Annotated in this window: 8 protein-coding genes and 1 riboswitch; of the genes, 7 read left to right on the top strand and 1 reads right to left on the bottom strand. The window is 67.7% G+C overall.

Going from position 1 to position 9158, the window contains the following annotated elements:
- Nucleotides 1-235: 235 nt before the first annotated feature.
- A riboswitch (SAM riboswitch) is annotated at nucleotides 236-360 on the top strand.
- Between the two features lie 184 nt (nucleotides 361-544).
- The 7 genes from thrC (at nucleotide 545) to G6O54_RS28950 (ending at nucleotide 8725) form a co-directional block, all read left to right on the top strand.
- Nucleotides 545-1828: a threonine synthase gene (gene thrC, locus G6O54_RS28980; protein ID WP_165231470.1), complete on the top strand. Its 1284-nt coding sequence runs from the start codon at nucleotides 545-547 to the stop codon at nucleotides 1826-1828.
- A 69-nt stretch (nucleotides 1829-1897) separates the two neighbouring features.
- Entirely contained in the window at nucleotides 1898-2167 is a 270-nt protein-coding gene (locus G6O54_RS28975; RefSeq protein WP_165231467.1) for a ubiquitin-like small modifier protein 1, read from the top strand.
- A 57-nt stretch (nucleotides 2168-2224) separates the two neighbouring features.
- Nucleotides 2225-3271 carry a ThiF family adenylyltransferase gene (locus G6O54_RS28970; protein ID WP_165231464.1) on the top strand — a complete coding sequence of 349 codons (1047 nt, stop codon included), beginning with the start codon at nucleotides 2225-2227 and terminating at the stop codon, nucleotides 3269-3271.
- Nucleotides 3272-3282: 11 nt separating this feature from the next.
- Nucleotides 3283-4437: an aminotransferase class V-fold PLP-dependent enzyme gene (locus G6O54_RS28965; RefSeq protein WP_165231461.1), complete on the top strand. Its 1155-nt coding sequence runs from the start codon at nucleotides 3283-3285 to the stop codon at nucleotides 4435-4437.
- 192 nt (nucleotides 4438-4629) lie between these two features.
- The gene (locus tag G6O54_RS28960) at nucleotides 4630-5835 is read left to right on the top strand and encodes a glycosyltransferase family 2 protein (RefSeq protein ID WP_165231458.1); all 1206 of its coding nucleotides are present in this window, start codon (nucleotides 4630-4632) and stop codon (nucleotides 5833-5835) included.
- 597 nt (nucleotides 5836-6432) lie between these two features.
- Entirely contained in the window at nucleotides 6433-7434 is a 1002-nt protein-coding gene (gene gap, locus G6O54_RS28955) for a type I glyceraldehyde-3-phosphate dehydrogenase (protein WP_165231455.1), read from the top strand.
- 97 nt (nucleotides 7435-7531) lie between these two features.
- Nucleotides 7532-8725 (top strand): phosphoglycerate kinase, encoded by a 1194-nt coding sequence (locus G6O54_RS28950; protein ID WP_165231452.1) that lies wholly within the window; start codon nucleotides 7532-7534, stop codon nucleotides 8723-8725.
- A 37-nt stretch (nucleotides 8726-8762) separates the two neighbouring features.
- Here G6O54_RS28950 and G6O54_RS28945 read toward each other — a convergent pair whose 3' ends face one another.
- On the bottom strand, nucleotides 8763-9101 hold the full coding sequence (locus tag G6O54_RS28945) for a hypothetical protein (protein ID WP_165231449.1): 339 nt from the start codon (nucleotides 9099-9101) through the stop codon (nucleotides 8763-8765).
- Between the last annotated feature and the right edge of the window lie 57 nt (nucleotides 9102-9158).

Raw genomic sequence — 9158 nt, 5'->3', positions numbered from 1 at the left:
TTAGACGAGTTCCCAGGACATCCTCGTTTATCGCAAGCACACCTGAACCGCGCACGGACATCGGGCCCGCGAGATCGAGGCGGGGACGCTGGAGGTCTCGGAGGCGGCGGGGAATTGTCCCGAAGCCTTCGTCTTCCCCGGTGTCGTCTTGTCGAACGGCGCAGAGACTCGCGCGACGCCCCCTTGACGGGCGGAAGGCCACCGGCATACACTTCCATCTCACAATTCGGCGCGCATCTTATCCAGAGTGGCTGAGGGAAAGGCCCTGTGACGCCACAGCAACCGGTCCACCGATGGTGGACGCTGGTGCTAACTCCTGCCCAGCGCGGCGAGGCCGCGATCCGGTCGAAGAGACGGGATCGTGCCGGCCGCGACAAGGGACAGATAAGATGGTCAGAGCGAACCGCCCCCCCGGCGCGTCACCGCTCCACCACACTCTGTCGCCAACCTGGTCCATCCGCCCCTCTGGATGAGTCGCCCGGATCGACCGCGGGCCCTGCCGCGGTTGCCCAAGACGCCTCATTGCACGAAGGGGAACCTTGCGATGGCCTCGGATCTCGTGACCGGTCTCCAGTGTCGCCTCTGCGGCAAGCGCTACCCCAAGGAAGCCCTCAACTTCTGCACCGAGGACTTCGGGCCGCTGGAGGTCACCTACGACTATGAGGCCGTCGCCCGGACCCTGACCCGCCGGGCGATCGCCGCGCGGCCCCGGACCATGTGGAGGTATCGCGAGCTCCTCCCCCTCGACGGCGAGCCGACCGTCGGGCGGCACGTCGGCTGTACGCCGCTGATCCGGGCGGACCGGCTGGCGAAGGCCCTGGGAGTTCGCGAGCTCTACCTCAAGAACGACGCGGTTAATCACCCCTCGCTCTCGTTCAAGGACCGGGTCGTGGCCGTGGCCCTTTCGAAGGCCGTGGAGCTGGGATTCCGCACGGTCGGCTGTGCCTCGACGGGCAACCTCGCCGGCAGCGTGGCCGCGAACGCCGCGGCGGCCGGGCTCGAGGCCTACGTGCTGATCCCGGACGGCCTCGAGCAGGGCAAGGTCCTGGGCGCGACGATCTACGGGGCCACGGTGATCGCCGTGGAAGGGAACTACGATCACGTCAACCGGCTCTGCTCCCAGATCGCCTTCCGCTACGGCTGGGGCTTCGTGAACGTCAACCTCCGGCCGTTCTATGCCGAGGGATCGAAGTCGATGGGCTTCGAGATCGCCGAGGACCTCGGCTGGCGCGCTCCCGACCACGTCGTCGCCCCGATGGCCGGCGGCAGCCTGATCGGCAAGATCCACAAGGCCTTCCGCGAGCTGGATCAGCTCGGGCTCCTGGAAGCCCCGGCCCGCACCCGGATGTTCGGAGCCCAGGCGACCGGCTGCAATCCGATCGCCGCCGCGGTGAAGACCGGCGCCAGCAAGGTCCGGCCGATCCGCCGGCCGGAGACCATCGCCAAGAGCCTGGCCATCGGCGACCCCGCCGACGGCTACTTCGCCTCCCGGATGCTCCGCGAGTCCGGCGGCTGGAGCGAGGACGTGGACGACGACGCGATCGTTGAGGGCATGACGCTCCTGGCCGAGACCGAGGGGATCTGGGCCGAGACCGCGGGAGGCGTGACCGTCGCCGTGGCTCGCAAGCTCATCGAGCAGGGCCGGATCGACCGCGACGGCTCGACGGTCCTTTGCATCACGGGCAACGGCCTGAAGACCCAGGAAGCCCTCATCGACCGCCTGGCCCGGCCGGCCGTCATCGAGCCCACGCTGGACGCCTTCGAATCGCTCGTCGAGGGCTCGCGGACGAACATCAAGGTGGAGACGGCCGCGCTGGCCGCGGTCTGATCGTTCACGACGCACACGCCTCCCTCCCGATTCACCCCGCCCCGATACGATCCGAAGAGAGACAATCCCATGCCCCTGGTTCGCATCCCGACCCCGCTTCGCCCCCACGCCGGAGGATCCGATCGCTGCGAGTCCGCGGGAACGACCGTCGGCGAGGTGCTCAACAGCCTGGGGGCCACGCACCCCGGGCTGAAGGACCGGCTCTTCGACGGCGACGAGCTGCGACGGTTCGTGAACGTGTACGTCAACAACGAGGACATTCGCTACCTCGACGACCTGGCCACCCCCGTGGCGGAGAAGGACGAGGTCAGCATCATCCCCGCGGTCGCCGGCGGCTGACCGCCCGCCCGACCCTCGCTCCGCCTGAGTTCCCCGCCCGCCTTCATGGAGTTGCTGATGCCCGCGCCGGAGATCGACCCGCTGGACCGCTATTCGAGACAGATCCGATTCCACGCCCTGGGCGAGGCCGGCCAGCGCGCCCTGATGGGAAGCCGGGTCACGCTCTGCGGCTGCGGGGCGCTCGGCACGGTCCTGGCGAATCATCTGGTCCGCGCCGGGGTCGGCAGGCTCCGGATCATCGACCGCGACTTCATCGAGACCCACAACCTCCAGCGCCAGATCCTCTTCGACGAGCGGGACGTCGCCGAGAACCTGCCCAAGGCGGAGGCCGCCGCGCGGAAGCTCCGGGCGGTGAACAGCTCGGTCGAGATCGAGGCGGTCGTCACCGACCTGGACCACACCAACGTCCTTTCGCTGGTGGGGGACGCCGACCTGATCCTGGACGGCACCGACAATTTCGAGACCCGGTATCTGATCAATGACGCGGCGGTGAAGCTGAACAAGCCGTGGGTCTACGGCGGCGTGATCGGCAGCGAAGGGCAGACGATGACGATCATCCCGGGGCAGACGCCGTGCCTCCGCTGCGTCATCGAGACGGCGCCGCCGCCGGGCATGACGCCGACCTGCGAGACGGCCGGCGTGCTCGGCCCGGCGGTCGCCGTCATCGCCTCGTTCGAGTCGGTCGAGGCGATCAAGATCCTCTCCGGCAAGCTCGACGCCATCAATCGCGACCTGATCATGGTCGATCTCTGGGACTGGACCTTCCGCCAGCTCCGGATCGCCGGCCTGCTCGGCAAGGTGGACTGTCCCTGCTGCAAGCATCGGAAGTTCGAGTGGCTGGACGGCGAGCAAGGCTCGCACACGACGACCCTCTGCGGCCGCAATGCCGTGCAGGTCGCCAACCGGCGGGCCGAGCCGCTCGACTTCCCGGAGATGGCCCGCCGGCTCCAGCCTCTGGGCGAGGTCCGGCACAACGCGTTCATGCTCCGGTTCGCCGCCGAGGGGTACGAGTTCACCGTCTTCCCCGACGGCCGCGCGATCATCAAGGGGACCAACGACATCGCCAAGGCTCGCACCCTCTACGCCCAGTTCGTGGGGAGCTGATCGGAACCATCATGATCTACCTCGACAACGCCGCCACCAGCTTCCCCAAGCCCGAGCCCGTCTATCAGGCCCTCGATCGCTTCGCCCGGACGAGCCTGGCGAACCCCGGGCGAGCTGGCCACCGCATGGCCATCGCGGCCGAGCGGACACTCGACGACGCCCGCCACAAACTCAACCAGCTCTTCGAGGGCGAGGCGCCGGAGCGATGGATCCTCACCCTGAATTGCACCGACGGGCTGAACCTGGCCATCAAGGGGCTCGTCCGCCCCGGCGACCACGTGATCACCACCGACCTCGAGCACAACTCCGTCAGCAGGCCGTTGCGGGCGCTCGAGAAGGCCGGCGTCATCCGGCTCACGCGGATCGCCTCGGTGGAGGGGTACGTCCGGGCCGGCGACATCGCCGCCGCCATCACGGACGGGACGTCGCTGGTCGTCATGACCCACGCCTCCAACGTCCTGGGGACCGTCCAGCCGATCGAGGAGGTCGCGACCGCCGTGCGAAAAGCCGGTGCGCTCTTCCTCGTGGACGCGGCCCAGTCGGCGGGCGTGGTGCCCATCAGCCTGCGCGAGCTGCCGATCGACCTGATCGCCTTCCCGGGCCACAAGGCCCTCTACGGTCCCACCGGCACCGGCGCCCTCTATGTCGGACCGCGGACCGACGGCAAGCTCCGCCCCTGGCGCGAGGGCGGCACCGGCGGGGACTCGTCGAGCGAGGTCCAGCCGACGTTGTTGCCCTACCTCTTCGAGGGGGGCACGCCCAACGTCCTGGGCGTCGCCGGCCTGGCGGCTGGCATCGCCTGGGTCGTCGACCAGGGACCGGCTCGGCTCCGGGCGCACGAGGTTGAGCTGCTCCAGGAGGTCGTGGACTGGGTAGATCGGAACGAGGACTGGCAGGTTGCCGGCCGCTGGGACCCGGCGCGTCACGTGGGCGCGCTCTCGCTCCGCGTCCCGGCAGGGATAACTCCTCAGGACATCGGCACGATCCTGGACACGAGCTTCGACATCGCCGTGAGGCCGGGTCTCCACTGCGCGCCTTACATTCACCGGGCTCTCGGCACCGCGCCGGACGGGACCCTGCGCCTGAGTCCTGGTCCCTTCACGACTCGCGCGGAAATCGACCTCTTCATCGGGGCGCTCGCGGAAATCTCCGCCAACTCGTTCTGAGCTCCGATCGGCACGTCTCACCCGATCAACGTGACGATGGCAGTGAGGACAGGAAGAGGACCGTCTGATAAACTCGTCGGTCGAAGCGGCTCGCCGAGTGGCGCCCCGGCGCCACCCTATCGACCGATGTCTCCCGACGAGTGCCTCCTGGAATCCCTGTCTCTCGAGGGCCGCGGACCGCGGTCACGTTGAATGAGCTTGCCTGCGTGGCTCGTGGCCGCCCTCTTGCTGATCAACCTGGCCGCCCTGCCGTTCGTCGCGTTCCTGTTGCTGACGAGCCTCGTCGCCGTCCTGGGCGGAAGGCGCGGCGGCGCGTCCGTCCAGCCGGCGGAGCGGTTCCTCGTCATGATCCCGGCCCACAATGAGGAGGGGGGCATCGGCACGACGGTGAGCAGTTGCCTCGCGATCGATTATCCCGCGGGCCTGTTCGAGGTGCTTGTCATCGCGGACAACTGCACGGACAGGACCGCGTCGGTCGCTCGCGACGCCGGGGCGACGGTCGTGGAGCGATCCCACGAGACGAAACGGAGCAAGGGCTTCGCCATCGAGTATCTGATCGAACGTCTCAAGGAGTCGGGCCGGTTCGAGCAGCTCGACGCCCTGGTCCTGGTAGACGCCGATACGGTCGTGGAGCCGAACATCCTGCGCAGCTTCGCGGACCTGATCCGATCGGGGGGGCGCTGGGGTCAGTGCTATTACACGGTGGCCAATCCGGATGCCTCGTGGCGGACCCGACTGATGACGTATGCGTTCGCGCTCTTCAACGGCGTGACGCCGCTGGGACTGTCCAGGCTCGGGCAGAGCGTGGGCTTTCGCGGCAATGGGATGTGCCTGACCACCGAGGGGCTCCGGCGCGTCCCGTGGACGTCATACGGCCTGGTGGAGGACATGGAGTTCTCCTGGAAGGTCCGGCTCGCCGGCGAGACGATCGCGTTCCGCCCCGATACGGCCGTTCGCGGCCTGATGCTCAGCCAGGGAGGGAAGGCCGCCGCGGACCAGAGGCAGCGCTGGGAACATGGTCGCCGCGAGATCGCCCGACGCTTGCCGGCCGCGATCCTCCGCTCCGATCGCCTGGGACTGCTCGAGAAACTTGCCTGCCTCATCGAGGTCAGGATGCCCACGATGATGATCCTCCTTCCCCTCATGGCCGCCCTGCTCGCCGCCAACGCAGTCGTGATGTGGACCACTCAGCCGGTATGGATCGTCGCCACGCTCGCGATCCTGAGCGCCATGATGGCCGTGGCGATCGTCGCCACGACGCTGGGTCCTTTCCTCTGCTTCGGGCTCCCCTGGCGCTATGCGCTGTCCCTGGCCTATGTGCCCGTCTACGCCTTCTGGAAACTGCTCCTGGCTCTCCGACCGCGCCCCGATCGATGGGTGAGGACGGTTCGCGAGTAGGCGGGCGGCCGTCGAGCCTCCGGTCAAGCCTCGGGACGCCGTTTCACGGGGATGGGATGCGGAGGCGGCACGCTTTCGAGGATCGGACCAGAGCCGAGGTGGTTGGCGGAGGTGATCCACCGCGGCAACCCAGCGGGACGGGCCGACCGCGACGCCTGTCGAGGATCGCCGTCGCCGTCGGATACGAGGACGTCCCCGGGAACCGGCCCCAGTCCCAATTCCTTCCGAATCGCGAGGATCGGAACGCCCGGGCGAGTACGATCGGAAAACCGAGATTCTCGGACCGGGACGGGGCGCCTTATCTAGGGAATCCGGAACGTCTTGAAGCCACGATCGGCGGCCGCAAGCCGCCGCGGCAACGGCCCAGACTCTTGCGAACGGGCCGAAAATACGGTCTGATCTGTCTATGCGACCAGACGGCCGGATGACCGAGCGGGTCCTCTCCATTCCATGAATGCGATGCCGTATGCATGTCCTCTCCAGGCCGACTCGTGCGGCGGAGATCGCGACGGCCACGGGGTCGAAAGCGGTCGGGGGGCGTCGTGGTGCTGGTCGCGAACAGCCAGATAAATGGCAGAAAGAACCAGGAGTCCAGTCATGGCAGTTCGTGTTGGTATCAACGGGTTTGGTCGTATCGGTCGGCTCGTCTTTCGTGTTCTGGCCGCGCACCCCTCGGATTATGAGGTGGTCGCCATCAATGATCTCGCAGACCCCAAGCACCTGGCGGTCCTGCTCAAGTACGATAGCGTCCACGGCCGGTTCAACGGCACCGTCGAGGCCGGCGAGAAGGCCCTCATCGTCAACGGCAAGACGATCCCGATCCTCACCGAGCGCGACCCGGCCAATCTCCCCTGGAAGAACCTGGGCTGCCAGGTCGCCCTCGAGTCCACCGGCTTCTTCACGAGCCGCGAGAAGCTCCAGAAGCACATCGACGCCGGCGCCGACAAGGTCATCCTCAGCGCCCCGGCCAAGGACAAGCTGGACGCCACGCTGGTGATGGGCGTCAACGATCAGATCCTCGACAAGTCGATGAAGATCGTCTCCAACGCGTCCTGCACGACCAACTGCCTGGCCCCCATGGCCAAGGTCCTCAACGATACGTTCGGTATCGAGAAGGGCCTGATGACCACGATCCACGCCTACACCAACGACCAGCGGGTCGCCGACCAGATCCACGAGGACGTCTACCGCTCGCGGGCGGCCGCCGTCAACGTGATCCCGACCAAGACCGGCGCCGCCAAGGCCGTCGGCGAGGTCATCCCGGAGCTCAACGGCAAGCTCACCGGCTTCGCCGTCCGGGTCCCCGTGCCCGACGGGTCGATGACCGACCTGACCGCCGTGCTCAAGAAGCCGGCCACCAGGGACGAGGTCAACGCCGCCATCAAGGCCGCCGCCGCCGGCCCCATGAAGGGCATCATCGAGTACAACACGGATCCGATCGTCTCCAGCGACATCGTCGGCAACCCGCACTCCTGCATCTTCGTGCCCGACCAGACCCTGGTGATCGAGAACCTGGTCAAGGTCATCGCCTGGTACGACAACGAGTGGGGCTATTCCTGCCGGACCGCGCAGCTCATCAGCAAGCTGGGCGCCCTCTGAGCGCCGCCCGACAACCGACTCCACCACGACGGATCCGGCCGGGGCCTCCCCGACCGGATCTGTTCACGCGCACGGGCCATCATTTCAGGGAGTTCCCATGTCCAAGCAGACAGTCCGAGACCTCGACGTGAAGGGCAAGAAGGTCCTCGTCCGCGTCGACTTCAACGTGCCCCAGGCGAAGGACGGCGAGGTCGCCGACGACCGCCGCATCCGCGCCGCGTTGCCGACCCTCAAGGACGTCCTCGACCGGGGCGGGAGCCTAATCCTGGTCAGCCACCTGGGCAGGCCGACGGGCGACCCGGCCAAGGACGAGCCGTTCCGATTGAACAAGGTGGCCGACAAGCTCGCCGAGCTGATCGGCCGGCCCGTGAAGAAGGTGAACGACACCGTCGGCCCCGAGGCCGAGGCCGCCGCGAAGGAGCTGAAGCCGGGCGGGATCCTCGTCCTCGAGAACGTCCGCTTCAACAAGGGCGAGAAGAAGGGCGACCCCGAGTTCGCGAAGAAGCTGGCCTCGCTCGCGGATGCCTACGTGAACGACGCGTTCGGCACCTGCCATCGCGACGAGGCCTCGATGGTCGCGGTCCCGGAGCAGTTCCCGGCCGACCACCGGGGCATCGGCTTCCTCGTCGAAAAGGAGCTGAAGATCCTGGACACCCTGCTGGCGAACCCCAAGAGCCCCTACGTGGCGGTGATGGGCGGAGCCAAGGTGTCCGACAAGATCCTCGTCATCGAGAACCTGCTCAAGCAGGTGGACAAGCTCCTGGTCGGCGGCGCGATGACCTACACCTTCCTGAAGGCGCAGGGCCACTCCGTCGGTAACAGCAGGGTGGAGGCGGACAAGCTCGACGTGGCGAAGCATGTCCTCGAGCTCGCCGGCTCCAAGCTCGTCCTGCCCGTGGATCACCTGATCGCGGACAAGCCGGCGGCCGACGCCCAGATCAAGGTCGTGGAAGGCCCGACGATCCCCGACGGCTGGTTCGGCATGGACATCGGCCCGAAGACGATCGAGCTCTATGCGAAGATCATCAAGGACGCCGGCACCGTGGTCTGGAACGGCCCGATGGGGATGTTCGAGGTCGAAGCCTTCGCCAAGGGGACGAAGGCCGTCGCGCAGGCGATGGCGGATTCTCCGGCCGTGACGGCCGTCGGCGGCGGCGAGTCCGCGGAGGCCGTCGAGAAGTTCGGCCTCGCCGAGAAGGTCAGCCACGTCTCGACGGGCGGCGGCGCCTTCCTCGAGTCGCTCGAGGGGAAGTCCTTCAACTCCCTCGGCGTGATCCCCGACGTGAAGTGAGCCGGGCCCGGGCCAGGGCCAGGGTCCGGACCCGCGATCAGCGGGCCGGCTCCGGGGGCGCCCCGACGACGATCTGCTTCATCTCGTTGTAGATCCCGGAGGGTACGCCGATGAACGTCGCCCTGGCCGCCTTGACGACCTTGTTGTTGCCCCCGTCATCCCAGTAGTCTCTCGGCTTGTACAGGATCGGGTGCCGATCCACGTAGCCGGTCGACTGGGCGGGCGGGGCCTCGACGACCGGCGCACCGGAATCGAGCGTGCCCGAGAGGGTGGTCTCAGGCGCCGCGGCCTTCTTGGAGCCGATCCCGTGGCAGCCTGCCGAGGTCAAGATGAGGGCGGGAAGCAGGAGCCTCCCCGGCCAGCGTCCGACGCGCATCCTGATCCGTCCTTTCCGAAGAGGGCGGCGTGTGCCGCCTGGGAGATCGCGAAATGC

Origin of the sequence: Aquisphaera insulae, assembly GCF_011064615.1 — a bacterium.
Lineage (GTDB): Bacteria > Planctomycetota > Planctomycetia > Isosphaerales > Isosphaeraceae > Aquisphaera > Aquisphaera insulae.
This window is presented reverse-complemented; position numbering and strand designations above follow the sequence as displayed.